Origin of the sequence: Corynebacterium bovis DSM 20582 = CIP 54.80, assembly GCF_030408615.1 — a bacterium.
Lineage (GTDB): Bacteria > Actinomycetota > Actinomycetes > Mycobacteriales > Mycobacteriaceae > Corynebacterium > Corynebacterium bovis.
In genome coordinates, this window is record NZ_CP047187.1 from 736,532 (window position 1) to 763,088 (window position 26,557).

The 26,557-nt window shown below is 71.7% G+C and carries 16 protein-coding genes and 1 tRNA gene; 11 read left to right on the top strand and 6 right to left on the bottom strand.

Annotated features, from left to right (window positions below):
• The first annotated feature begins 10 nt into the window (after positions 1–10).
• The 5 genes from CBOVI_RS02885 to CBOVI_RS02905 are packed head-to-tail and all read left to right on the top strand — an operon-like array spanning position 11 to position 10,660.
• Positions 11–3,496 carry an ATP-dependent DNA helicase gene (locus CBOVI_RS02885; RefSeq protein WP_125187138.1) on the top strand — a complete coding sequence of 1,162 codons (3,486 nt, stop codon included), beginning with the start codon at positions 11–13 and terminating at the stop codon, positions 3,494–3,496.
• Complete coding sequence (locus tag CBOVI_RS02890) at positions 3,493–7,239, top strand: ATP-dependent helicase (protein WP_125196846.1); 3,747 nt, start codon at positions 3,493–3,495, stop codon at positions 7,237–7,239. Before CBOVI_RS02885 ends, CBOVI_RS02890 begins: the two co-directional genes overlap by 4 nt.
• Positions 7,220–8,296, top strand: a complete 1,077-nt coding sequence (locus tag CBOVI_RS02895) for a potassium channel family protein (RefSeq protein WP_010271651.1) — start codon at positions 7,220–7,222, stop codon at positions 8,294–8,296. Before CBOVI_RS02890 ends, CBOVI_RS02895 begins: the two co-directional genes overlap by 20 nt.
• Position 8,297: 1 nt before the next feature.
• Positions 8,298–8,450, top strand: coding sequence for a hypothetical protein (locus CBOVI_RS02900; protein WP_010271652.1), 153 nt, complete (start codon positions 8,298–8,300; stop codon positions 8,448–8,450).
• Between the two features lie 32 nt (positions 8,451–8,482).
• Positions 8,483–10,660, top strand: coding sequence for an ATP-dependent DNA helicase UvrD2 (locus CBOVI_RS02905; protein ID WP_043362370.1), 2,178 nt, complete (start codon positions 8,483–8,485; stop codon positions 10,658–10,660).
• A 145-nt stretch (positions 10,661–10,805) separates the two neighbouring features.
• On the opposite strand, the gene CBOVI_RS02910 is transcribed toward CBOVI_RS02905, so the two are convergent.
• Positions 10,806–11,777, bottom strand: coding sequence for a hypothetical protein (locus CBOVI_RS02910; RefSeq protein ID WP_010271656.1), 972 nt, complete (start codon positions 11,775–11,777; stop codon positions 10,806–10,808).
• A 341-nt stretch (positions 11,778–12,118) separates the two neighbouring features.
• Between CBOVI_RS02910 and CBOVI_RS02915 the strand changes: the two genes are divergently transcribed.
• Positions 12,119–12,682: a M48 metallopeptidase family protein gene (locus tag CBOVI_RS02915; RefSeq protein WP_050798252.1), complete on the top strand. Its 564-nt coding sequence runs from the start codon at positions 12,119–12,121 to the stop codon at positions 12,680–12,682.
• A 230-nt stretch (positions 12,683–12,912) separates the two neighbouring features.
• Positions 12,913–14,217: a YkvI family membrane protein gene (locus CBOVI_RS02920; RefSeq protein ID WP_232625832.1), complete on the top strand. Its 1,305-nt coding sequence runs from the start codon at positions 12,913–12,915 to the stop codon at positions 14,215–14,217.
• Between the two features lie 52 nt (positions 14,218–14,269).
• Here the strand turns inward: CBOVI_RS02920 and CBOVI_RS02925 are convergent, their stop codons facing one another.
• The 3 genes from CBOVI_RS02925 to CBOVI_RS02935 all read right to left on the bottom strand — a co-directional run bounded on the left by CBOVI_RS02925 (position 14,270) and on the right by CBOVI_RS02935 (position 17,652).
• Positions 14,270–14,956, bottom strand: coding sequence for a trypsin-like serine protease (locus CBOVI_RS02925; protein WP_010271663.1), 687 nt, complete (start codon positions 14,954–14,956; stop codon positions 14,270–14,272).
• A 105-nt stretch (positions 14,957–15,061) separates the two neighbouring features.
• Positions 15,062–15,757, bottom strand: coding sequence for a trypsin-like serine protease (locus CBOVI_RS02930; protein ID WP_183273650.1), 696 nt, complete (start codon positions 15,755–15,757; stop codon positions 15,062–15,064).
• Between the two features lie 335 nt (positions 15,758–16,092).
• Entirely contained in the window at positions 16,093–17,652 is a 1,560-nt protein-coding gene (locus CBOVI_RS02935) for a zinc-dependent metalloprotease (RefSeq protein WP_010271668.1), read from the bottom strand.
• A gap of 272 nt (positions 17,653–17,924) precedes the next feature.
• On the opposite strand from CBOVI_RS02935, the gene CBOVI_RS02940 reads away from it, so the two are divergent.
• Complete coding sequence (locus CBOVI_RS02940; protein ID WP_010267341.1) at positions 17,925–19,004, top strand: YlbL family protein; 1,080 nt, start codon at positions 17,925–17,927, stop codon at positions 19,002–19,004.
• 61 nt (positions 19,005–19,065) lie between these two features.
• On the opposite strand, the gene CBOVI_RS02945 is transcribed toward CBOVI_RS02940, so the two are convergent.
• On the bottom strand, positions 19,066–19,632 hold the full coding sequence (locus CBOVI_RS02945) for a PPA1309 family protein (RefSeq protein WP_010267342.1): 567 nt from the start codon (positions 19,630–19,632) through the stop codon (positions 19,066–19,068).
• 239 nt (positions 19,633–19,871) lie between these two features.
• Between CBOVI_RS02945 and CBOVI_RS02950 the strand changes: the two genes are divergently transcribed.
• Complete coding sequence (locus CBOVI_RS02950) at positions 19,872–22,925, top strand: UPF0182 family protein (protein ID WP_010267343.1); 3,054 nt, start codon at positions 19,872–19,874, stop codon at positions 22,923–22,925.
• Between the two features lie 590 nt (positions 22,926–23,515).
• Positions 23,516–23,589 (top strand) — tRNA-Met (locus CBOVI_RS02955).
• Between the two features lie 707 nt (positions 23,590–24,296).
• Here the strand turns inward: CBOVI_RS02955 and CBOVI_RS02960 are convergent.
• Positions 24,297–24,926 (bottom strand): CGNR zinc finger domain-containing protein, encoded by a 630-nt coding sequence (locus tag CBOVI_RS02960; RefSeq protein WP_010267344.1) that lies wholly within the window; start codon positions 24,924–24,926, stop codon positions 24,297–24,299.
• Positions 24,927–25,055: 129 nt separating this feature from the next.
• Here CBOVI_RS02960 and CBOVI_RS02965 point away from each other — a divergent pair, with 129 nt between their 5' ends.
• Positions 25,056–26,234, top strand: coding sequence for an MFS transporter (locus CBOVI_RS02965; RefSeq protein WP_125186672.1), 1,179 nt, complete (start codon positions 25,056–25,058; stop codon positions 26,232–26,234).
• Positions 26,235–26,557 lie beyond the last annotated feature (323 nt).

The following is a 26,557-nucleotide window of genomic DNA, read 5'->3' on the forward strand; positions in this document are numbered from 1 at the left end:
AATGGGCTGCATGACTGACGACGCAGCACATGCACCGCGCCCGGACCGTGGCGGTCCCGTGAGCGGACCGGCCGGGGGGACGGGGACGGCGCAGACCGGGGGGCCGGGGACGGCGCAGGCCGGGGGGACGGGGACGGCGCAGGAGACCGCCGCGCGGCTGCTGCGCAGGATCGGCGGCGGCGGGGCGGTGACCGTCGACCTCGACACGACGGTGACCGCGCCGGAGGAACGACGCTGGGAGGGGCTGCCGGGCGCGCTCGTCGCCGGTGACCCGCGGCTCGACCGGGACGCGCCCTACGCGGTGCTCGGCGGGCCGGGGACGGGGAAGACCTCGCTCATCGTCGACACCGCCGTGTCCTTCCTGCGCGCCGGGGGGAGGGCGGACGAACTCATGGTCGTCACGCCGTCGAAGGAGTCCGCGGCCGCGGTCCGGACGGCGGTGGTGGACCGGCTCCGGGCGGAGGACTCCTACGCCACGTCCGGGTCGCCCGTGCGGTCGGTGCACTCCTGGGCCTTCACCATCCTCACGACCGTGACGTCCGAACAGCACGACCCCCTGCCCCGGCTCATGAGCGGTGCGGAGCACGACGCCCAGATCCGGGAGCTGCTGCGCGGGCACGTGGCCGACAACCGGGGCGACTGGCCGGACGAGATCCGGCCCGCCCTGCCGCTCACCGGGTTCGCCCGGCAGCTGCGTGACCTGCTGCTCCGGGCCGCGGAACGGGGACTCGGGCCCGACGACCTGGAGGAACTCGGACGGCGGCACGGCCGGCCCATGTGGACCGCGGCCGCGTCCTTCCTGCGGGAGTACCGGCAGGTGCAGGAGTTGTCCGGGACCACGAACCTCAACGCCTCCGAACTGCTCCACACCGCCCTCGCCGCCCTCCGGGCCGACGACGCCCGGGAGCGGACGGACGTCTCCTCGCCGGCCGTCGCCCGGTGGCGGGACTCCCTCCGGCTCGTGCTCGTCGACGACGCCCACAACCTCGACCCCGCCGCCGGGGAGTTCATCGACCTCTTCCTGCGGCCCGGCGTGACCGCCGTCGTCACCGGCGACCCGGACCAGTGCGTCTTCCATTTCCGCGGCGCGGACGAGCAGTTCCTCACCCGGCACGCCGCGACGGGGGACCACCGGGTCACCCTGTCCCGCTCCCACCGGCTCACCGCCGGGCCGGCCGCCGCCGTCCGCCGGCTCCAGGAGCGCCTGCCCGCCTCCGGGGCCGCGGCGACGTCGCTGCGGGTGCCCCTCACCGGGGTCGCCGGGGAGCCGGAGGCCGGTGGGGACGGCGACCGTCCGACCGGGGGCGGCGCGGCGCCGGCGGGCATCGCCGTCCACCGGGCGCCGACGGTCACCGCGGAGCGGCTCGTCGTCACCGATCATGTGCGGCGCGCCCACGTCGTCGACGAGGTCCCGTGGAGCCGCATCGCCGTCATCGTGCGGTCGGTGGCGGACATCCCCGCGCTCCGGAGGACCCTGCTGTCCCACGGCGTGCCCGTGACCGTCGACCCCACCAGTGTCGTCCTCGCGGAGCAGCAGCTCGTGTCGGTGCTGCTCCTCGCCCTGGAGGCGCTGCTCCGGCCGCTGACGACGGCGGAGGTGCAGCGGCTCGTCGAGAGCCCCCTCGGCGGGGCGGACCCGGTGATGGTGCGGCGGCTCGAACGGTCCGTCGCGCGCGCCGTCCTCGGGACCGGGATGCGGGCCATGGAGTGCGTGAGCCGCATCGTCCTGCGGGAGGCCACGCCGACCGAGGAACAGCAGTGGACCCGGTTCTTCGGGCCGCGTGAACAGGGGGTGCTCGACCGGATCCGCGCCGTCGTCGACGCCGGCCGGGACGCCCACCGGGCCGGCGGCAGCGTCGAGACCGTGCTGTGGAAGGTGTGGCAGGCCGCCGACCTCGCCCCGTCGCTCCAGCAGCAGGCCCTGCGCGGCGGCACGCTCGGCTCCCAGGCGGACCGCGACCTCGACGCGGTGATGAGCCTGTTCGACCTCGCCGGGGACATCGTCGAGCGCAACCCCAACGTCACCCTGCGGACCTTCGTCGAGGACGTCCGCGCGCAGGAACTGCCCACCGGCGGGCGCGACCGGCGGGGCGTCGTGCCCGACGCCGTGGAGATCCTGCCCGCCCACGCCGCCGCCGGGCGGGAGTGGGACGTGGTCGTCGTCGCCGGGGTCCAGGAGGACTCCTGGCCCGCCGGGCTCACCGTCGGCGGGCTGTTCGGCCAGGTGGAGCTCGTCGACGCGCTCGACCGCGGCATCGAACCGGGCGCGCCCGTCGCCCGCGCGGCCGGGGCCCTGCAGGAGGAGCGGCGGCTGTTCCTCCTCGCCGTGTCCCGGGCGCGGCACTCCACGCTCGTCACCGCGACCGGGACGTCCACCGACGACGCCGACGTGCCCTCCCGGTTCCTCCGCGAGATCGAGGAGAGCGGTGCCGTCCAGGGGACAGGTGCGGAGGACACCGGCGCGGGCACCGGCGGTGCGGGGGACACCGGCGCGGGGACAGGTGCGGGAGACACCGTCGCCGGGGAGGGGGACGACGCCGCCCTTCCCCGGGTTCTCGCCGTGGAACCTCTCGTCGCCGAACTCCGCGACGCCGTGTGCGACCCCGACCGGCCGGGACACGAACGGGACGCCGCCGCCCGGTGCCTCGGTCGCTTCGCCGGGGCGGGCGTGCACGGGGCGGACCCCGACGACTGGTGGGGCGTGCTCCCCCCGTCGACGACCGCCCCCGTCGTCCCCGAGGGCACGCCCGTGCGGCTCAGCCCCTCCGCGATCGACCGGTTGTCGACCTGCGGCTTCACCGCGTTCATCGAGTCCGTCCGCAGCGACGACGCGCCGTCCGAGCCGATGCTCGTCGGCCAGTTCATCCACGCCCTCGCGGAGGCGTTCGCCGACGGCCTCGACGTCGACACCGCGCACCGGCTCGTCGAGACCGTCATCCCCGAGCTCGTCGACGCGCCCCCGGCGGTCGTCGGGCACCGCGTCGAGACGTGGAGGCAGGGCGTCACCCGGCTCCACACGTGGATCACCGCCCGCGGCGGCGCGGACGTGGAGGTCGCCGTCGAACAGGCCCTCGAACAGGACATCGGGCAGACCGCGCGGGGCTACCGCGTCGTCCTCGCCGGACGGGCCGACCGGCTCGAGACCGGGCCCGACGGCACCCTCGTCATTGACTTCAAGACCGGCACCGCGGTGACGAAACAGCAGGCGGAGGACAGCGCCCAGCTGGCCTCCTACCAGCTGCTCGTCACCGACGGCGGCGGGACCGCCGCCGGGGCCGTCCTCGTCTACCCCGGGAAGGACACGAAGACCATGACCGTACGACGGCAGAGCGCCGCGACACCCGAACGGGTCGAGGAGTTCCGGGCGTCGCTCCTCGACCTCGCCGACACGATGATCGGGCCGGAGTTCACCGCCGCCGCCGACGGCGGACCGGGGGCGGGGGACACCGCCTCCCTCTCCCCGGCCACGACGCAGGGAAGGCAGGTCGTCGAATGAGCACCACCACCCCCGGGCCGACCGTGAGCCCCGTCGACCTGTCCCAGCGGATCCTCAACCAGAAGCACCCGCCCACGTCGCAGCAGGCCGAGGTCATCGGCGCCCCCGCCGGGCCCGCGCTCGTCGTCGCCGGCGCCGGCGCCGGGAAGACGGAGACGATGGCCGCGCGCGTCGTCTGGCTCGTCGCCAACGGGCTCGTGCTGCCCGAGCAGGTCCTCGGGCTGACCTTCACGAGAAAGGCCGCGAGCGAACTCGGCCGCCGCATCCGCGACCGGCTCGAATCCCTCGCGCAGAGCAGCTTCATCCGCGACCTGCCGGAGTCCGACCCCCGCCGCACCGCCCTCGAGGCCGTGACCCCGACCGTCGCGACGTACGACTCGTACGCCGGGGACATCGTCCGGGAGTACGGGCTGCTCTACCCCATGGAACCCGCCGGGCGGATCATCACCGACACCGAACGGTGGATGATCGCCCGCGACGTCGTCCTCGGCTGGGACGGGCCGTCGGCGAAGGACCACGGCGTCGGGCATCTCATCTCGACGATGCTCGAGCTCAACGACGACATGGACAACCACCTGTGCAGCATCGACGACGTGCGGGAGGAGACCCGCGCGGCCATCGCCAACGCCGGGAGCCTGCCCGAACGGGAGGGCAAGGAGGGGCGCAAGGGCGTCGCCGGGGAGGTCGGGAAGTTCATCGAGGCCCAGCAGCAGCGCCTCGACCTCCTCCCGCTCGTCGCCACCTTCCGGCAGCGCATGGACGAGCTCAACGTCATGACGTTCGGCCAGCAGATGTCCCGCGCCGCCGAACTCGTCGACCGGCACGCGGAGATCGGCGTCGCCCACCGCCGCCGGTTCCGCGTCGTCATGCTCGACGAGTACCAGGACACCGGGCACACCCAGCGCGTCATGCTCCGCCGGCTGTTCGGGGGAGGGGTCGACCCCGACCTCACCGTCACCGCCGTCGGCGACCCCATGCAGTCCATCTACGGCTTCCGCGGGGCGACGGCGTCGAACCTCTCCACCTTCCGCACCGACTTCCCGGTGGGCGACGAACCCGCCCCGAAACTCCAGCTCACCACCTCCTGGCGCAACCCGCCGCGCGTGCTCGACCTCGCCAACGCGGTCTCCGACTGGTCCCTCGAGTGGAACCGGGAGGACGACACGAACCGTCCCGTCCGCCGGCTCACCGCCGGGCGGGACATCCCCGGCGAGGACGTGCGCGTCGCATGGTTCGACCGGCGTGACCGGGAGGTCGACTGGGTGGCCGACCAGCTCGCCGCCGAGTACCGGGAGTTCAGCGACGACCTCGCCACCCCCGGGCACGGCCGCGACCGGCAGTTCACCGCCGCCGTCCTCGTGCGCCGGAACGCCGACGCGCTGCCGATCCACGACGCCCTCGTCGCCCGCGGGGTCCCGGTGGAGATGACCGCCGGGCCCGGGCTCCTCGACGTGCCCGAGGTCGCGGACGTGTACGCCACGCTGCGGGTGCTCGTCGACCCCGACGACGACATCGCCCTGCTCCGGCTCCTCACCGGCGTGCGCTGGTCGATCGGCGCGCGGGACCTCGCCGCGCTGTCCGCGCGGGCGCGGCAGCTCAGCCGGGCCCGGACCCGCGCGGAGCCCGCCGGCGACGCGGACGGGGCGGACGGGACCGGTGTCGACGGGACCGGCACGGACGTGGGCGGCGCCGGGGGGACCGACGACGACACCGCCGCGACCGTCGCCCGCCTCTGCGCCGACGCGCCCGCGGTGCTCGCCGAGCGGCTCCACGAGATCATGCGCAGCCGCGACATCGTCACCGTGGGGCTCGCCGACGCCCTCGCCGACCTGCGCGGCATCGAGGACCTGGGGTGCAGCGACACCGGCCGGCGGCGGCTCGCGGAACTCGCCGCCGAGCTCGGCCAGCTGCGCCGGCACAGCCTCGGCAAGCCGCTGCCCGACCTCGTCGCCGACATCGAGCAGATGACCGGCGTCCGCACCGAGGTGCTCACCCGGCACCACCGGGACGCCCGGGCGTCGGTCGGGACCAGCCACCTCGACCGCTTCGCGGACGTCGTCCGGTCCTTCGCCGACCTCAGCGACGCCAGCCCCGCCGCACTCGTCGACTACCTGCGCGCCGCGCACCGGGAGGAGAAGGGACTCGAACCCGGCGAGGTGCAGACCCAGCCCAACTGCGTGCAGATCCTCACCGTGCACAAGGCCAAGGGCCTTGAATGGGACATCGTCGCGGTGCCCCACGCCTCCCGGGACACGTACGGCGACGCCGTGAAACGCCCGACCGTCCAGCCGTGGACGACAACCCCGCAGGTCATTCCCTCCGACCTGCGCGGGGACCGGGCGACCGGGCCGGACGACATGACCGGGGCCCCCGTGTTCGACGCCGCGGCCGTCGCCGACACGACCGACCACGTCGAGGAGTCCGAGGACTTCCGCCGCCGCGTCGGCGTCCACGCGGCGAAGGAGGACGACCGGCTGTTCTACGTCGCCGTCACCCGGTCCGCCCGGATGCTGCTCGTCAGCGGGTCCGCCGTGAAGCGCACCGACCTCACCGGTGACGACCTGACGTCGCGGAACACCGTCGACCCGTCCGTCGGGCTGATGCTCAGCCGGGCGCGGCTGCAGGGCGTGCCGGGTGCCGTCGCCCACTGGTCGCCGCTCGGGGCGCTGGCCAAGGCCACCGCCCCGAGCGCCCGGGAGCGGGAGGAGCTGGCGGCCTCCCGCGAGCAGCACCTCTTCGCCCTGACCCCGGAGGAGGAGGGGGCGCGCCTCGACGCCGCCGCCGCGCACACCGCGCAGGAGAGCGCCGACGGCACTGCCGTGTGGCCGCGGCGCCCGGTCACCGAGACCCGGCCGGGCGTCGCCGACGGTGTCCGGCGGGTCCGGGCCGCGCAGGCCGCGCAGGTCGCGGCCCGAGCGCAGGCGGCGGACACCGCGGACGGTGAGGCGCGCAGTGCCGGCACAGGCACAGGCACCGGCACGTCCACGGGCACCGCGGACGCCGGCACCCTCGCTGAGCTGTGGGAACGGGAGACCGAGCTGCTCGTCGAGGAGGTGGAGGCCGCGGCTCAGCCCCACGTCGCCGTCCCGCTCGGCACCCGGCTCACCGCCACCGAGGCCGTCGCCGTGCAGAAGGACCGGGCGGAGTTCGCCCGCCGCCGACGCCGCCCCGTGCCCCTCGAGCCGAAGCCGTACGCCAAGCGCGGCACCGCCTTCCACACCTGGGTGGAGCAGCGGTACGGCATGGTCAGCCTCCTCGACACCGACGACCTCCCCGGCGCCTCGGACGCGACCCTCGGGGACCCGGCGCTCGAACGGCTCAAGCAGGCCTTCCTCGAGTCGCCGTGGGCACACCGCCAGCCGCAGACCGTCGAGGGGGACTACTCGGTCACCCTCGCCGGGCACGTCGTCGAGGGGAGGATCGACGCCGTCTTCCACGAGGGCGACGACCCGGCCGCCGGGTGGTTCGTCGTCGACTGGAAGACGGGCCGCAAGCCCACGGGTGCGGACATGGAGGCCGCGACGGTGCAGCTCGGCGTGTACCGACTCGCGTGGGCGCGGGTCCTCAGCCGCCGGCTCGGCCGGGAGGTCCCGCCGGAGAACGTCCGTGCGGCCTTCCACTACGTGCTGTCGAACGAGACATACGAACCGGGTACACTGCCGTCAGCAGAGACACTCGCCGCCCTGTGGGGCGGTGCGACCGCGGTGGGAGAGCAGGAGCAGCGTGAGGGACCGACTTCGTGACCGCTTCCGCGGGGCCGAGACCGACGTCGATGAGCTGCCGCATCACGCGCTGCTCAACGTCGTCAACATCCCGGAGGCGGCGCCGAGCAGCCCGTGGTGGCTCATCGTCCGGCGCATGCTCTACGCGCTCGTGCTGCTGTTCCTCGCCGCCGTCATCGTCTACGTCGACCGGGGCGGCTACAGCAGCCTCAACACCTTCCTCGACGCCGTGTACTACTCGGCGGTGTCGCTGTCGACGACCGGGTACGGCGACATCGCCCCCGTGAGCCAGCACGCCCGCCTCATCAACGTCCTCGTCATCACCCCGATGCGGGTCATCTTCCTCATCCTCCTCGTCGGTACGACGCTCTCCGTGCTGACCGAGGAGTCCCGGAAGACCCTGCAGATCCGCCGCTGGAGGAAGCGCATGCGCAACCACACCGTCGTCATCGGCTACGGCACGAAGGGCCGGTCCGCCATCACGGCGTTGCTGGCCGACGGGGTGTCGCCGTCCCAGATCGTCGTCATCGACACGAACGCGGAGGCCCTCGCCCACGCCAACAGCAAGGGACTCGTCACGGTCCAGGGCTCGGCGACGAAGTCGGACGTCCTCAAACTCGCGGGGGTGACCCGTGCCCGCGCCGTCGTCGTCGCCCCGAACCTCGACGACACGGCCGTGCTCATCACCCTCAGCGTCCGGGAGATCGCGCCGAGTGCGACGATCGTCGCCAGCGTCCGGGAGTCGGAGAACTCCCACCTCCTCGCCCAGTCCGGGGCGGACTCCGTCGTCGTGTCCTCGGAGACCGCCGGGCGGATGCTCGGGCTCGCGACCGTGACCCCGTCCGTCACCGAGATGATGGAGGACCTCCTCTCACCCGACGAGGGCTTCTCCATCGCCGAACGGCTCGTCACCGAGGACGAGGTCGGCGGCAACCCCCGGAACCTCGAGGACATCGTCATGGGTGTCGTCCGGTCCGGTGAGCTGTACCGGATCGACGCCGCCGAGGCGGAGACCATCGAACCGGGGGACCGGATCCTCTACGTGCGCCGGAACGACGACGCCGCCGAGAGGTACTGACATGGACGCCCCGGGCGCCGGCCACGCGACCGGCAGCACCACCGGTCACGAGATCGGCCACGCGACCGGCCACAGCGCCACCGCCGGCCACGCGACCGGCAGCACCACCGGCCACAGCGCCACCACCGGCCACGGACAGGGAGGTACACGGTGACACCAGCACACGGTCGGCTCGCCGACCTGGACATGTCCCGCCTGGACCCGGAGCAGCTGCGCGCCGCGACGGCGCCCCGGGGCCCGGTGTGCATCATCGCCGGGGCGGGCACGGGCAAGACGCGGACGGTCACGCACCGGATCGCGCACCTCGTCGGCGGCGCGTACGTCAACCCGGACCACGTCCTCGCGGTGACGTTCACCACCCGCGCGGCCGCGGAGCTCAGGGAACGGCTGACGATGATGGGCGTCGCCCGGGTGCAGGCGAAGACGTTCCACGCGGCGGCCCGGCACCAGTTGCGGTACTTCTGGCCCCGCTACGCCGGCGACATGCCGTGGACGCTGCTCGACCGGAAGTTCCCCGTCGTCGCCCGGGCCGTCCGCGGGGCGGGCCTCGACCCCACGACCTCGCTGCTGTCCGACGTGCTCGGGGAGATCGAGTGGGCGAAGTCCAGCCTCATCGCCCCCGAGGACTACCCGGCGCACGCGGTGAGCGACCGCCGGGACTGCCCCGTGGACCCGGAGAAGTTCGTCCGGGTGTTCCGCGGCTACGAGCAGGCGAAGGTCACCCCGGAGGGGATGCTGCTGGACTTCGACGACCTGCTGGTCAACATCGCCGGGGCCATCGAGACCGAGCCCGGGATCGCGGAGGAGTTCCGGGAGCGGTACCGGACGTTCGTCGTCGACGAGTACCAGGACGTCACGCCCCTGCAGCAGCGGGTGCTCGACGCCTGGCTCGGCGACCGTGACGACCTCACCGTCGTCGGTGACGCGAACCAGACGATCTACTCCTTCAACGGCGCGACCCCGCAGCACCTGCTGGGGTTCACCCGCCGGTTCCCCGAGGCCACGACGGTGCGCCTCCACCGCGACTACCGCTCGACGCCGCAGGTCGTCGACCTGGCGAACAAGGTCATCGGCAAGGCGACGGGGCGGATGGCCGGCACGCGGCTCACCCTCGAGGGACAGCGTCCGCCCGGGCCGGTGCCGGAGTTCACGGAGTTCCCCGACGAGGTCGAGGAGGCCAAGGGCGTCGCCCGCCGGATCCGGGAGCTCATCGACGGCGGGGTCGCTCCGTCGGAGATCGCGGTGCTGTACCGCATCAACGCGCAGTCCGCGGCGTTCGAGTACGCCCTCGACGAGCAGGGGGTGAACTACCAGGTCCGGGGTGGGGAGGGGTTCTTCCAGCGCGCGGAGATCCGGCAGGCGGTGCAGGCGTTGGGCAGGCAGGCCCGGCGTCTCGACGCCGCGGGGGTCGGGGCCGGTGACGATGCCGGTGACGGTGCCGGGGGGCCGGGGTCGGGGGACGACGCCGCCACGGACGGAGCCGCGTCCCCGCAGGGTGCAGGGGCGGGGTCGGTGCTGCAGGCGCAGGTCCGGGCGGCTCTGGCGGGCGTGGGGCTCACCCCGACCGAACCCCAGGGTGCCCAGGAGCGGCAGCGCTGGCAGTCCCTCACGGCGCTCGTCGACCTCGCCGGTGAACTGGCCGCGACGACGCCGGGGCTGACGATGACCGGCCTGCTCGGCCTGCTGCGGGAGCGTGCGGAGGCGAAGAACCCGCCGCGCGTGGAGAGCGTGACCCTGGCCAGCGTGCACGCGGCGAAGGGCCTGGAGTGGGACGCCGTGTTCCTTGTCGGGCTGACCGACGGGATGGTCCCGATCCACTACGCGCTGAAGGGCGTCGGGTCCGCCGAGGCGATCGAGGAGGAGCGGCGGTTGCTGTACGTGGGCGTGACGCGCGCCCGGGAGCACCTCTGGCTCAGCTGGTCGCTGGCCCGCCAGCCCGGTGGCCGGGCGAACCGGAAGCGGTCCCGGTTCCTCGACGGGCTGGTGCCGTGGGAGAACGAGCGTGACCGGGGTCGCCCGGCGGCGGGTCGCCCGGCCGGCGGGTCCGGGTCCCGGTCGACGACGACGTGCGCCGGGTGCGGGGCACCGTTGACCACCCCGGAGCAGAAGGTGCTGGGGCACTGCGACGACTGTGCGGAGGAGGTGCCGAAGGCCCTCGTCGCCGAGTTGCGCCGGTGGCGCACGGCGACGGCGAAGGAGCGTGGGGTCCCGCCGTACGTCGTCATGACGGACGCGACGCTGCGCGCCGTGTGTGAGCGCACCCCGCGGACGCCGGAGGAGCTCGTCGCCGTGCCGGGGATCGGCCCGGTGAAGGTCGAGCAGTTCGGCGAGGACATCCTCGCCACGGTGCGCGACCTCGCCTGAGCTGCGGCCGGGGGCAGGGGGACGGAGGCCGGGGATGGGGGCCGGGGGACGGGGGACGGGGAACGTGACGGTGAGGGCGGGCCGGGGGAGCTCCGGCGGGCCCCGGTGGGCGGACGCCGCCCCGCCCCCGCGCCGCCTCGCCCCGTCACCGCTCGCCGTGGTCCCGGGCGAGCCGGCACATCGCGCAGCGGGCGGCGTGCCGCACGGGGGTGATCTCCAGGGACATCGTCGCCGGGTCGTAGGACCGCCGGGCGCCGAGGTGCCGGGGCAGGTCGGCGGGTGACCCGGTGGGGGTGGGGAGGGCGGCGTCGTTCCCCCTCCAACCCCCACCTCCGTCGGCGGCGGCGAGGACGTGGGCGGTGACCGCCGCGGTGAGGTCCCACCACGCCGCGGGGACGGCCGCGGGCCGGCCGCCCGCCTGGCCCCGCACCATCCTCCACCCGCTGTCCCGGGCGAGGAGATCGTGGTCGATGCAGGTCAGGCACGGTGTGACCCCGGGGGTGACGAGGGGGCCGACGACGATCCGGCGGTCGAGCACCCCGCTCGGCAGGTGCGGGACCCGCCGGCGCATGAGGTCCGCGGTGACGTCGGCGGGAGGGAACAGGCCGCCGACGAGGACGACGGTCGAGGATTCGTCGAGCGCGGCCCACGCCGGGGCGGCGGGGTGGACGACCGTGGCGGACAGGCCGAGGGCGTCGAGGTGACGCAGCAGGTCGTCCACGGGGCGCGTCGGGCCGAGGAGGGCCAGGTCGCGGCGGGGCTCCCGCGGGTGCAGGACCCCGGCGCGGAGGAGTTCCCCGACGATGCCCGTCGCGTGGGGGAGGTCGATCCCGCAGGCGGCGAGCGCCCGGGTGAGGGCGTCGTGGGGCAGGCCGGTGCGCGCGTCGAGGAACACCCGGGCGACCTGGCCCGCCGCGACGTCCCCGGGCAGGGGGAGGACGACGGCCCGGTCCGGGTGGACGCCGAACTGGAGGTGACCCCCGGGGCGGACGACGACCGCCGTGCCCGGTGCCAGCGCGATGTCCCCGGGCGCGGCGGGGGTGTGCGCGGGCGGCGCGACGGTCCGCCGGGTGACCGTCGTGGCCTGCGCGTACGGCCTGACCGCGTCAGTGTGCATCTGGTGTTCTCCCCCGTGTCCGTCGTCGCCGTCCCGGTCCCCGCCACGTGCCCGGGTCGCGTCCCCTGCCGCGTACCCGGGACCGGTGTCCCCACCCTCCGTGGCCTGTGGACATCCCCGTCCCCGGCCTGTCGTCGACCGAGAATACCGCATCTGACGTGCAGTCGGGCGGAATTCCACAGGCCCCGGTGCCGCGGCCCGGCCCGCCCTCGGACCGGGGGCCGACGCCCCGTCGGGGGCGGCCGTGCCCGGGGGACTGTCCGCACCTCCCGATAGGGTGCAGTGGCACTGACCGGGACGGCGACGCCGGCACAGGACCGGCGCTGATGAAGGAGGACGGCATGGGACGGTGGAGTGTGCGCGAGTACGCCCCCGGGGTGGAGCTGCGGTTGTCGACGCGCCGGCGGCGGTCGGTCGCGGCGCGCCGGGAGGGGGACAGGATCATCGTCATGGCCCCCGCGGACATGGGGGAGGACGAGCTGCGGGAGGCGGTCGACGGGGTCGTCGCGACGGTGCGGCGGCGCACGACGGTCGGCGACATCGACCTGGAGGCCCGCGCCCGGTTCCTCAACGACACGTACCTGGAGAGCCGCGCGACGGTGGGGTCGGTGAGGTGGGTCTCGACGATGACCACCCGGTGGGGCAGCTGCTCCACGAGGGACAACAGCATCAGGCTGTCCGACCGGTTGCGGGCGGCCCCGCAGTACGTCGTCGACCAGGTGCTCATCCATGAGCTGGTCCACACGTGGATCCCGGACCACGGGGCGGAGTTCCGGCGGTGGGCGTCCCGCGCCCCGCGGTACGAGCGGGCGCAGGGGTACCTCGAGGCGTTGAGTCACGGCCACGGCGGTGCTCCGGGGAGCACGCCGGTGGGCGCGGACGGGACCGCCGGAGGGGAGGGGTGAGGCCGGCCGGGGAGCGCGCCGGGGAGCGCCGCGGCGGACCTGCCGTCAGTGGCACGGAAGTGATAGAAAGCGTCGTCACCATTGATAATAATGCCCTGTGAACAGGGGGAATGCTGTAAACGGCCGGGGCGTCGGATACACTGGCCCGGCGATCCGGCCGCGCGGCGGGGACGTCGTGGGGCGGGGCGTGGTCCACATTCCCGAGACGTGCAGAGGGTGTTCACACAGTGGTGAAACGGTCACTGGCCATCGCGATGGCCTTCGTCGGACTCGTCGTCGGAGCGGGCTTCGCCTCCGGCCAGGAGATCATGCAGTACTTCGGGGCGTTCGGCCTGTGGGGGATCGTCGGCGCCGCCGCGGCGTCCGTCCTCATGGTCGTCAGCGGCATCGCCGTCCTCCAGATGGGAAGCTTCCTCCAGGCCAGGGAGCACACGGCCGTGTTCACCTGGATGACCAACCGGGTGCTCGCGACGATCCTCGACTGGTCGGTCATCGTCACGCTCTTCGCCACCGGCTTCGTCATGTTCGCCGGCGGTGGCTCGAACCTCAACCAGCAGTTCGGCCTGCCGATCTGGATCGGCGCGGTCATCATGCTCGTCCTCGTCCTCGGGGCCGGGATGCTCGACGTCGACAAGGTCAGCGACATCATCAGCCTCATCACCCCGTTCGCGATCGTGCTGCTCGCCGTGGGGAGCATCTACGCGCTCGTCACGATGCCCGCCGACCTGACCCCCCTCACCGAGGCGGCCCGCAGCGTCGAGACCCCCATGCCGAACTGGCCGGTCGGCGCGCTGAACTACGTCGGCCTGTGCCTCATGGTCGGGGTGTCCATTGCGCTCGTCATCGGCGGGGACAACCTCAACCCGCGCGAGGCCGGCATCGGCGGCGCGATCGGCGGGGTCATCTACTGCATCATGCTCACGCTCTGCGCCGCGGGGCTGTTCATGAAGGTGGACGTCGTCGGTAACGACGACATGCCGATGCTCACCCTCATGAGCGACCTCCACCCGTGGTTCGGCGTGGCCATGGCCGTCGCGGCGTACGGCATGATCTTCAACACGGCCATCGGCATGTTCTACGCCCTGGCCCGGCGCCTGACGAAGGGGCACCCGGAGAAGTTCCGCGTCGTCTTCGTCGTCAGCGTCCTCGTCGGGTTCGCGATCAGCTTCCTCGGGTTCAAGCTGCTGGTCTCGACGGTGTACCCGGTGCTGGGGTACCTCGGCATCCTCCTCATCGCCACCGTGTCCGTCGCCTGGTTCCGGCACCGCCGGCAGATCGCGAAGGAGTCCACCCGGCGTGAGGACGCCCGCGAGCTCCAGATCCGCAAGATGGACCCGGAGCAGGACTTCTCCACGACCGACGAGGACCGGCTGCAGCGGCTGACCCGGAAGTCGAACGTCGACGACGACCAGCTGCGGGCGGCGCTGGAGTCCGAGGCGGTCGACGAGATCGACGGGCTCGACGAGAGCGACCTGCCCGACCACGGTGAGGACGCCGACGCCGCGACGGACGCCGGCACCGCCGGGGGACGCTAGGCACGCCAGCGGCGCCGGGGGCGGGGGGCCGCGCCGGCACCGCCGGGCGACGCTAGGGGCGGAGGGCGTCGAGAGCCTCGCGGAGCGGGGTCACGGTCGTGGTCTCCGTGCCGTGACCGCCCTTGAGGATGCCGACGACCTTGCCGTTGTGGCTGACCGGCGACCCGGAGTCGCCCCGCGCGCTGAGCAGGTTCGCCTCCCAGGTGGACACGGGGAACGTCTCGCCGTCGAGGGCGGCGTGGACGCTCTCGCTGGCCTCGTTGGGGGACAGCTCGGCGGTCTTCACGGTGCCCTCGGTGTGGCCGGAGACGGAGCCGTCCTTCGACACCGGGTCGCCGACGGTGGGCCGGTAGGCGAGGTCGGCGGCGGTGGGGGACGTCCGGACGAGCGGCTTCAGCGTGAACTCCAGGATGTCGTAGCCCTGGCGCAGGCCGCTGCGGGTCGCGGTGGCGATGGTGTCGCCGTGGAACTCGGCCGTCGCACCGACGGAACCGCAGTGGCCGGCGGTGTAGAACCGCTTCCGGTCGATGACGGTCGCGGTGCACCGGCCGACGTACCCGCCGTCCTTGACGACCCAGAACTGGGAGCCGTTGTGCAGCGGCTGCGCGGCGGAGGCGGGGGCGGCGGTGCCGACGCCGACGCCGAGCACGGTCAGGGTCAGGGCGGACACGGCGGCGGCGATGCGGGCCGTGGGCCGGCGCCCGGCGGTGGCCGGGCGGGGGGTGACGGTGGTGGTCACTGATTCTCCTCTGTAGGGGGCGGGCCCCGGTCGGGGTCCGGTGGGGTCACGCGACGAAGCCCGGGCCGCGCGGGTGCGGCCCGGGCCGGGGTAGGGGGGTGGGCCCTAGGGCTTGAGCGCGGCGACGGCCTCGCCCAGCGGGGTGACCGTCGTGTCGTCGTCGTCGGCCCCGCCCTTGACGATCCCGACGACCTTGCCGTCGTGGATGACCGGCGAGCCGGAGTCGCCGCGGACGCTGTGCAGGTCGGCGTCCCACGTCGAGACCGGGAACTTCTCGCCGTCGAAGGGGTAGTGGACGCTCTCGTGCGTCGAACCGGGGCGGAGCTCGGGGTCGCGGACGGTGCCCTCGGAGTGGCCGGAGATCGACCCGTCCTTGGAGACCGCGTCGCCGACCTTCGGCTTGTAGTCGAGGTCGGCGGGGGTCGGGGTGCTCGGGGTGACGAGGCGGAGCTTGATCTCCAGCAGGTCGTAGCCCTGGCGCAGGCTGCTGCGGGTCGCGGTGCCGATCGGCTTGCCGCCGATCTCGGCGGTGGCCCCGACGCTGCCGCAGTGCCCGGCGGTGTACATCGTGCGCTTGTCGACGACGGTCGCGGTGCAGCGGCCGATGTGGATGCCGTCCTTGACCATGGTGATCTGGGTGCCGCCGGCGACGGGCGTCGCGGCGGTCGCCGTGGCGGCGCCGCCGGTGGCGACGCTGGCCAGCGCGACGGCGGTCGCGGCGGTGATGATGCGCGACATGCGGTGGCGGGGGGGGGTGGTGCGGGCGGTGGGCCCGGATGTACGGCGGGTGATGACTGTCACTCGTTCTCCTCTGACTCTCGGTGTGTCGTCCCCGGCGTCCTGTCTGCGCCGGGGCGGGTGTGGGTGGTCGGCGCGCGGACGGGCGCCGTCACACGGACCACGTCCCCGTCGTGGAAACCGACGGGGACGGAGAGTGAAAGGAATTCACGCTGAACTCCTGCGGGTACGTGCCGTGCTATCGTGACAGACCCTCACGACCCATGCAATAGCGGAAGTAATAATCCCGCATTTCGTATCAATCGGGTCGCCGGGAATCGCGACCGCCGGTCATCCGGCGGACTGCGCACGTGCCTTATGAGCAGCGGAAAGAGTGGACCGCCGGGGGGCGGATCCGCTCAGGGGTTGTCGTCGCGGTCGTCGCCCCCGGATGTGTCACCCGAGTCGTCGCGACGCGAATCGTCGGCTTCGCCCTTGCCGTCATTCGCGCTCTCGCCCTTGCCGTCGCCGTCGCCCTCGCCGCGGCCGGTGCGCTCCCGCTCCAACTTCTCGATCTCGCTGATGGGGTCGAACCGCTCGACGTCGTCGTTCTCCGCGAGGACCGAGTCGATGAACTCGGCCGGATTGTCCAGGTCGCCGTCGACCGGCAGGAAGTCGGGGTGGTCCCACACCGCGTCCCGGCGGGACGCGCCGACGGCCACGGTGAGACGCCGCCACAGTTCCGCGGCCTCGCTCGCCTTCGGCGCGGTGAGGCTGATACCCACGGCCTTCGCCAGCGACTCCATGGCGGGCTGCCCGGTGTCGCGGTACGCCGACCACGCCGCGGCGATGGACGCGGTCTCCGGCAGGCGCTCCCCGAGGGCGTCGCCGACGACGACGTCGACCCACCCCTCGACGAGCGACAGGCTCGTCTCCATGCGGACCCGCGCCTGCTGGTTGCTCGACACGACCGCCGGCGCGAGGTCCTCGCCCTGGAGCCGGCCCATCATCTCCTGGAGGGCCTCGGGGTCGTTCATCATCTCCGGGTTGAACTCGCGGGTCGCCTCCTCCATCGCGGAGTAGTCGAGGCTGAGCCCGGCGGCGAACTCCTCGACGTCGAGGACGAGCCGCTCGACGAGCCACGGCACATGCTGGAACAGGCGGTGGTGCGCGGCCTCGCGCGCCGCGAGGTAGATGAGGGTCTCCCGACGCTCCGCGCCGAGCTTGCGTGCCAGGTCGGCGAGCCGCCCGGTCGCCACCGCGGCGACGGGCCGCTCCGCCAGCGGCATCCCCCACTGGGTGGAGGTGCTGACGTCCTTGGCGATCTCGCCGAGCGTCCGGCCGAGCTGCATGCCGAAGTTCATGCCGTTGACCTGGTTCATGATGCCCATCATCGGGCCGGCCTGCTGGCGGGCCTCCTCGGGCAGCCCGTTGAGGGCGGCGTCGCCGAGCTTCTCGGCGAGGGGGTTGACCAGCCGCTTCCAGCGGGGCAGCGTCTCCTCGAGCCACTGGACCGGCCCGAAGGAGACGGAGCCGGTGGCCCCGGCGGGCAGGTCCGTCGACTCGTCGAGCCACAGCTCCACGAGCCGCACCGACTCGGCGACGGCCTCGGAGTCCCGCTGGGACGGGCTCGACGTGCCGCTGAGCTGCTGGCGGGCGATCCGCTCCGCGAGCGCGTAGTTCATGGGCCCGGCGGCGTCCGGCGAGTTCATGTCCTGGCCGAAGCCGCTGAGCATCGCCCCGAACTGGTTGAGGATGTCCCCGAGGTTCCCGGCCTGGCCGGACGCGCCGGCGCCGGGCGTCCCGCCGAAGAGGAAGGAGAACGGGTTGCCGTCGCCGAAGGGCTGGCCGCCCTGGCCGCCCGACCCGTCGCCGGACCCGCCGCCGGGGCGGCCGGAGCCGTTCCCGCGGTTCCCGTCGCCGTCGCGGTCGTCGTCGTTGTCACCCGGGTTGGGGAAGCCGAATCCGAAGTTGCTCATGCGGTCGAGCGTACCTGCGGCCGCGGACGGCACTCCACCGCCGGCTGTGCGCTGACAGCGAACACCCCGCACGCGGCCGCGCCGACCCCCGCCCGACCGCGCGACCCCCGCGGCCCCGCACCCGCACCGGCGGGGGCGTCGACCCCCGGGCCCCGCACACGCACCGGCACGGGGGGCGTCGGACCCCGCCCGATCGCGGGACCCCCGGACCCCGCACACGCACCGGCACGGGGGGCGTCGGACCCCGGACCCCGACGCGTAAGATGTGCCGGGTGAATGTCTGGAACCGCCGTACAGCAACCGTCGTCGCCGGCGCGCTCCCCGTCGTGGTGCTCGTCTCCCTCGTGGGGCTGCCCACGGTCCCGGGCACGGACATCGACCTCACCGTGCCGTACGCGGCGGAGGGGGAGGGGCCCACGTTCAACACGCTCGGCGACGTCGACGGCACGCCCGTCGTCGACGTCACCGGCGCGCAGACGGACGAGACCAGCGGGAACCTCAACATGACGACCGTCTCGGTCCGCACCCGCCTGAGCCTCAGCCAGGCCCTCGGCCGCTGGATCACGAGCGACGACACGATCGTCCCGCTCGAGCAGGTCATCCCGTCGAACACCTCCCCGGAGGACGTGCAGCGGCAGAACGCGGCGGCCTTCGCGGCGTCGGAGTCGAACGCCACGGTCGCGGCGATGAACCACCTGGGCAAGCCCCTGGAGACGATGGTCGCCGGGGTCAACGACGACTCGCCGGCGTCGGGGGCGGTCAAGGAGAACGACATCATCACCGCCGTCGACGGCCAGCAGGTCCGCGTGCCGGGCGACGTCGCCGACAAGATCGCCGACCGGTCCCCGGGCGACCGGGTGACCCTGTCCGTCCGGCGCCAGGGGCACGACGAGAAGGTCGAGGTCACCCTCGGCGAGGTGCCGGAGTCCCTGCGGTCGGACAGCGGGGCCTCGGCGTTCCTCGGCGTGACGATGGTCGCGCAGCCCGCCGGCGACCTGCGCGTCGAGTACAACCTCAAGGACATCGGCGGCCCGTCGGCCGGCCTCATGTTCTCCCTCGCGGTCGTGGACAAGCTCTCCCCGGGGGAGCTCAGCGGCGGCCGCTTCATCGCGGGCACCGGCACCATCGACGCCGACGGGAGCGTCGGGCCGATCGGGGGCATCACGCACAAGATCGCCGCCGCCGCGCACGCCGGGGCCGAGGCCTTCCTCGTGCCCGAGGGCAACTGCGCGGAGGCGACGTCGAGGGGGTACGACGGCGACCTCACACTCATCAAGGTCTCCAGCCTCGACCAGGCCGTCGACGAACTCGACACCTTCACCTCGGGAGGGTCCCCGACGACCTGCGGCTGACCGCCGGGTCGGGGGGTGGGGTCAGGGGACGACGGCCACCGCCCGGGCGACGGCCGGCCGGTCAGTCCCCGAACGTCGCGCGGAGCGCGGCGATGACCCCGGGGGCGAGGTCCTCCCCGCCGAGCAGCTGCACCCGGTCCTGGGCGAACGGGTCCGCCTCGAGCTCCTCCGGGGTGGGGCGGAGCTGGACGAGGGTGTTGTCCGCGCCCCCGTCGAGGACCCCGGAGAAGAGGCGGGCCTGCCGGGGCGTGGCGTCGTCCCCCTCGGCCGCGTTCCGGAAGACGATCTCCTGGGCGAGGACGGCGCCGACCACCGGCTCCGGCCACCGCACGGTCGCGATGAACTCGCCGAGCTCCTCAGACCCGGGGCGGACGTGCTCGGGCACGCCGTCCTGGACGACGAGGGCGAGCGGCCGGTCGTCGTCGATGCCCCCGGCGAGGGCGTCCGCGACGAGCGCCGACGGCACGAGCGCGAAGAGCGTCGCCGGACGGTCCCAGCCCTCGGCGTGGACGAAGTCGACGGCCTCGCGCAGGGCGGCGTTGAGCGGCCGGACGTCGGAGGGGTCGAACCGGGTGGGGGCGGTGCCGTCGGCGTCGGGGTGGCGGTCGTTGTCCGGTGTCGGTGTCATGGTCTCGGTCTGCTCCGTCCGCGGTGGGCGCGGCGCCCGTGCACACGTGCCGTGCACCGGGCCGCGCGGGGGTGTCCACAGGTGCCCGCGCAGGTATTTCACCCGCGCACGCACAGTACGTAGTCTGGTGTCACGCACAGTCTGGTGTAGCGCACACTATCACCGCGTCACAGCGCGGATCCCGCGCGTGTCCCGCTCACCGTCCCACCAACCCGCCAGGAGCGTCGCCCGCGTTGTCCATGTCAGACACCATCCCCGCACCCGGCCGCACGTCGAAGATCGTCGGCCTCGTCGCCGCGGTCGTGGCGGTCCTCTTCTTCGTCGTCCCGGTCGTCGTGTCGAACTACACCGACTTCCTCTGGTTCGGTTCCGTCGACCTCCGGGGGGTGTTCACCACCGTCCTGGTCTCCCGGGTCCTGCTGTTCCTGCTGTTCGGCGTCGTCGCCGGCGCCCTCGTGTGGGGTGCGGCGTACGCGGCCTTCCGGGTCCGCCCGGACGAGTACTCGACGCTGGGCTCCGCGTCCCCGCTCGCGGAGTACCGCCCGGTGATCCGGCGGGCCCTCCGCCCGTTCCTCGTCATCGTCCCCGTCGTCGTCGGCGTCGTCGCCGGGCTGGTGGGGCAGGGGTCCTGGCGGACGGCGCTCATGGCGGTCAACGCCCGGGAGTTCGGGCGGCAGGACCCGCAGTTCCACCACGACCTCGGCTTCTACGCCTTCATCCTGCCGGCCCTCCAGCTGGTCCTCACGACGCTGGTGACGGTGGTCGTGGTGGGCTTCGTCGTGAACCTCGCGGCGCACTACCTGCTCGGGTCGATCACGACGGGTAATCCGCGGGTCGGCGAGAAGGCGTCGGTGTCCGTCGCGGCCCGCCGGCAGCTCGCGGTCATCGCCGGTGTGTTCATGCTGCTCAAGGCGGTGGACTACTGGTTCCAGCGCTACTCCCTGCTCAACAACGAGCACGGGACGTTCACCGGCGGGTCGTACACGGACATCAACGCGGTCCTGCCCGCCCGGATCCTGCTGCTCATCGTGTCCGTGTTCGTCGCGGCGATGTTCTTCGCCTCCATCGTGCTGCGGGACCTGCGCATCCCGGGGCTCGCGGTGGTGCTCATGATCGTCGCCGGCGTGGTGCTCGGCATCGGCTGGCCCGCGATCATGGAGCAGTTCTCCGTCGGCCCGAACCGTGCGGTGAAGGAGCGGGAGTACATCGCCCGGAACATGGAGGCGACCCGCGAGGCGTACGGCATCGGCCCGGACAAGGTCACGTACGAGGAGAACTGGGGCGGCGGGAACCCGGGTGACAGTGCCGAGCGGCGCTCCATCGGGGACGACAAGGCCACCCTGTCGAACATCCGCCTGCTCGACCCGGAGGTCGTCGCCCCGACGTTCACCCAGCAGCAGCAGCTGCGGAACTTCTACGGGTTCTCCGACGACCTCGCCGTCGACCGCTACCAGGTCGACGGGCAGATGCGGGAGTTCGTCGTCGCCGCCCGCGAGATCAACCCGAACAACCTCTCCGGCAACCAGACGGACTGGATCAACCGCCACACCGTGTACACCCACGGCAACGGCTTCATCGCCGCGCCGGCGAACAAGGTCGACGAGGTCGCGCGGGACGTCGGCTCCGCCCGTGGCGGGTTCCCCGTCTACACCGTCGCCGACCTGCAGAACATGGACGGCAACCAGGGCGGCGAGCTCAAGGTGGACATGAAGCAGCCGCGGATCTACTACGGGCCGCTCATCGGGTCCTCGCGGGACGCGCGGGAGGACTACGCGATCGTCGGCGACAACGGCGAGGGCCGGGACCGGGAGTACGACACGGACAGCCGGAACACGACCTACGACGGCCGGGGCGGCGTCAACGTCTCCAACCCGGTCAACCGGCTGGCCTTCGCCGCGAAGTACGAGTCGATGAACATCCTGCTGTCCGACGTCATCGGCGACAACTCGAAGATCCTCCAGGACCGTGACCCGCGGGAGCGCGTGCACAAGGTCGCGCCGTGGCTGACGACGGACTCGAAGACGTACCCGGTCGTCATCGACGGGCGCATCAAGTGGATCGTCGACGGCTACACGACGCTCACCGACCTGCCCTACTCCGAGCGCACGAGCCTGAACAGCTCCACCCAGGACGCGCAGACCGCCGACCCGTCGGCGCAGCAGCGCGTGGTGGACAACGACGTCAGCTACATCCGCAACTCCGTCAAGGGCGTCGTGGACGCCTACGACGGGTCGGTGGACCTCTACGCCTTCGACGAGTCCGACCCCGTGCTGCAGACGTGGCAGGGGGCGTTCCCCGGCGTCGTCAAGCCGAAGAGCGAGATCTCGAAGGACCTCATGGACCACCTCCGCTACCCGGAGGACATCTTCAAGGTCCAGCGTGAGCTCATGGCCAGGTACCACGTCCAGGATCCCGGGGTGTTCTTCACCAACGACGCCTTCTGGTCCGTGCCCTCCGACCCGACGCTGCCCGACGGGGCACGCGAGCTGGCCCAGCCGCCGTACCAGGTCGTCGCCGCGGACCCCGAGACCGGGAAGCCGAGCTTCCAGCTCATCACCCCGTTCCGTGGTCTGCGCCGCGAGTTCCTCGCCGCCCACATGTCGGTGAGCTCGGACCCGAAGACCTACGGCCGGATCTACGTCCGTGAGCTGCCGACGGACACGCAGACCCAGGGTCCCCGGCAGGCCCAGGACACGATGATGTCCTCCGACGAGACGGCCCGGGAGCGCACCCTGCTCGAGGGCTCGAACAAGCTCACCAACGGCAACCTGCTCACCCTGCCGGTCGGCGACGGGCAGATCCTCTACGTGGAGCCGGTGTACTCGCAGCGGAAGGACCAGGACTCCGCGTTCCCGAAGCTCCTGCGCGTGCTCGTGAGCTACAACGGGCAGGTCGGGTACGCCCCGACGATCACGGAGGCGCTGTCCCAGGTCGGGATCTCGACGGACGTCTCCACGGCCGCCGACGACAAGCCGTCCGCCGGCGGGGCCGCGACGAACGGTGCGAACGGCGCGAACGGCGGGGCCGGGAAGTCCGGCAACGACGGGGCCGGCGGTGCCAACGGCACGAACGGCGCGAACGACGCGAAGTCCGGGAACGACGGGAAGGACGGGAAGGACGCCGCCAGGAGTGGGGCCGCGGGTGCCGCGACGTCGGACGCCGACCTCAAGGCGATCCGCGACGCGATGGACAAGGTCAACCGTGCGCGGACGAACGGCAGCTTCGAGGAGTTCGGGCGGGCGCTCGACGAGCTCGACGACGCCGTGAAGAAGGCGCAGGGCGGGCAGCGCTGACCTGCCGCGATGCGCGCTGCGCTGAGCTGACCAGCCGCGATGCGCGCTGCGCTGACCTGCCGCGATGGGCGCTGTGCTGGGCGCTGGGCTGGGCTGACCTGCGCTGCGCCGGCCGCGCTGGGCGCTGACCTGCACTGCGCCGGCCGGCGGCATTCACGTCCGGTGTCCACCGTCCGTGACGGCGGGGTCATGCGCGCTACTGGCAGTGCGGGGTCAGAATTCGGCCGTTTTCTGACCTGACGCTGCCAGTTGCTGACATCAGGGGATGCGCGCTGACCCGGCGCTGCCAGTTGCTGACATCAGGGGATGCGCGCTGACCCGGCGCTGCCAGTCGCTGACGCGATGGGGGGGAGTGGGTCCCCAAGGGGGGGCGTTGGTGACGCGTGGGGAGCGGCGCAGAGAGCGAGGGGCGCGTACGCGATGTGCGCTGCAGGCGCGGGGCCGAGGTGTCATGCACGCGACCGGTGGTCCGTGGACCAAAAAGGGGCGCTCACCTGCCGATTTCACATCAGGATGGGTCTGCGTTACGCTGTAGAGGTCGCTGACGGCGAGGGGCTGGAATTCCGGCCCCAATGCTGATCGGCACGCGGCGCGGGGTGGAGCAGCTCGGTAGCTCGCTGGGCTCATAACCCAGAGGTCGTAGGTTCGAATCCTGCCCCCGCTACTATTAACCCCCTCCCAACTGTGTAGATGCAGTCGGGAGGGGGTTCTCTCTTGTTTGATCTCGAGAATGTCGCTTGAGTATGGGGAATCTGTCAGGCTCGCCCGCGAGCCAGGAGCCGCGCCGGGGAAAGGTGCGGGCTCCCGGGGCGGTCCACGTGCCCGACGCCAGGAGTTTCTCCGATCCGAACCCCAGTCGCCGCATAGACCATCCCGGGCATGTGAGAATGCCGCCAGTCGGCGCGTCCCAGCCAACCGCCGGGTACCACGTCTGTTCCCCCGCGTGCGCGTCCACAGCTCACCCATGGCTTCCCGGATTCCCACCATCCCGAACGCGCCGTCGAACGCCGAGCCGGGACTACCATCGCTCCCGACGCAACCACGGTGGTGACAAGCGCCCGCGCTGCCAGACGCACTGCACCAGCTGTGCGATGATCGATCCCTCTACCAGCGCCTGGTGGCGGTCCAGGGAGTCATCTACCCAATCGAGGCGCCTGTCCGACCAAGGTCGTGCGGTGAGACGTGGACTCCCCACCCGCGTGCCGGGCGGGACATGTCACGGCAATGCCAGGGCTATGCCTGGAGCCGAGATCGGGATTCAAGGGGAGGAGGGTGGGGCAGGGCACCGCGAACCGCACACGATGCCAATACCGCCGGTAGCAGAATCGACGTCTGGGCGGATTTTTTGGACAGGCTCCCGGACGGCACACGTCACCGCTTGGAGAATCTCTCAGCCTTTGAAACGTTACCGCACTTGCGCATCGAGCACCACTGTCGCTTGAGCCCGTTGGAGCGATCTTCGAATAACACTCCACACCGATCGTGGGCACATTCCTTCACTCGAATAAGGTCACGTCCACCGAGGAGACCAATGGCGTCATTTGCGATTCTTCCTAAGAGCTCAGTCTCTGTGAGCGTGTTATCTATTTCAAGACGACCTGCAGCGGACGCTGTCAACGTGTAACGAACAGTCACATCGGCGTACGCGTTGACGATCGCGATGTTGGACAGCATCCGCTCCTCTTTGGATGCGTCATCGCGAGGACTTCCTGTCGCCGGGTGCAGGGCGGCCAACTCGTCGGTGAAGAGTTCGTAAATTGCCTCGCGTAGCTCCTGCGGACCGTGATGGGGAGGCGGACCAGCCGTGGCGGGCCGGCCGTTCCAGTGGGGGAGTCCGGTCGCCCATGAGGTGTGCCTTCGTGCTGCGGCCAGCCATTCGTGCATGCCGTGTTCCTGCAGGGCATCGACGCTCTCCGTGAACGGATCCTTCCGCTTGCGGAGGGTGTTGACGAAGTCGAGACAGGGGCGCCCTCCGTCGAAGATGAAGCTGGAAGCTGACATGGCCGCCATCTTACGCTGCCTGAACTTTCCTCCCTGAAGGGCTGTCGAGGTGATCTCTCCGATCTCACGAGGCGGGCGCGGTGTTTCGTGGTGTTGACCTAACCCCCTCAGGGGGTTAGCATGACGCACATGCTCTCCTCGAAGCGGCTTCCGCTGGCCGCCTACGCTCTACCACTGGTCGCAGCGTTCATGCTTCCGAACCTCGTCACCCCGTTGATGGAATTGTGGCGCAGTAAGATCGGCTTTTCCTCGGGCGTCCTGACCTTGATCTTCGTCGCCTACATCACCGGACTCGCGCCAGCGTTTCTGCTCGCCCCGGCTTTGGCCAAAAAGTTCGGTCGTCGACGGGTGATGGTCGTAGCCTTGCTGTTGGGGATCGGCTCGTGCGTGTTTTACGTGACTGCGGGAAGTGTGGTCGTTCTTCTTGTCGCTCGACTGTTGACGGGACTGTGCTCAGGGATCATGCTTGTCCTGGGCACCGTTGCGGTGAAGGAGGAGGCCAAGGAAAGCGAGCTCAGGTATGCGACTCTGCTCGCGACGACCGGAGTTGCAATCGGTTTGGCGGGAGGTCCGCTCGTTGCAGGAGCTGCTGCATGGGGACTGCCGGCCCCCACTCAGACGGTATTCGTGCTCGAAGCGGTGCTACTGGCGTTGTGTGTACTCATCGTTCTCACTCAGCAGGAGACCGCAGTAGGGCGACCCGAGTCGTGGCTTCCGTTTCGTGCGATCAATTTCACGACGAAGAAGACTGTTCTTGCCGGTTTGGGGGCTTTCGGACCGGGCATGACGGCCGCAGCGATCGTGTTGGCCTTGGCACCGACGATTCTCCACGGGATGGGTGGCGTTCAGGGGCCGTTGGCGGCCGGCGTCCTGGCAGGAGGAATGTACGCTGTTAGTCCCATCGCTCAAGCGCTCTTGCGAGGTAAACCGAGCCCGACGCTGATACGTCTGTCAATCTTGGGCATAGCCATATCGATGATTGTCATGTCCGTCGCGTTGGTGTTCAACAACATCATCGTCCTGGCGTTGGCGGCGGCATTGATCGGGGCTGGGCAGGGCGTAAGCAATCTCGGGAGCTTTGGTCTCATCCATGAACGGGTCGACAATTCTGAGGTGGCGGCGGCTACATCGCTCTTGAGTCTCGGGACCTACGCGAGCGCGACAGTCGTTCCCATACTGGGAGGGGTGCTGCTCGATGTTTCAGGCCTGGAGGTTGCAGGGCTGGTCATGGCCGCTGGAGTGCTCGTCATGTGTGGTGTGGGCATTGCCGTTGGTTCCGGACCGGATAGTGCCGAAACGGAAGGGTAACAGAGGTGAGTATAGCGGTCATCGGCCCCGGTGTATTGCGGCCTACTGTGGAAACTCCACTATCAAGCAATGGGAATATAGTGAAACTATGTGATAGTGCACAGGAGTTGGAACCGGTTGGGGCTGGGTTGTCCCTCCAGTCAGAGGGGCTTCGCTAATCAAGGAGCTCGGTCCACCTTCGCAGAGTAATTGAGATACCTCTTTAGGGGATTGATGCTGCACGATGTGCAGGGCAGTGCGGCGGCCACCCGCGCGACCACACCCGACCACACCCCGCCACACCCGGCAGCACAAGTGGTCACGTCCGGTTCACGCACCGTTCA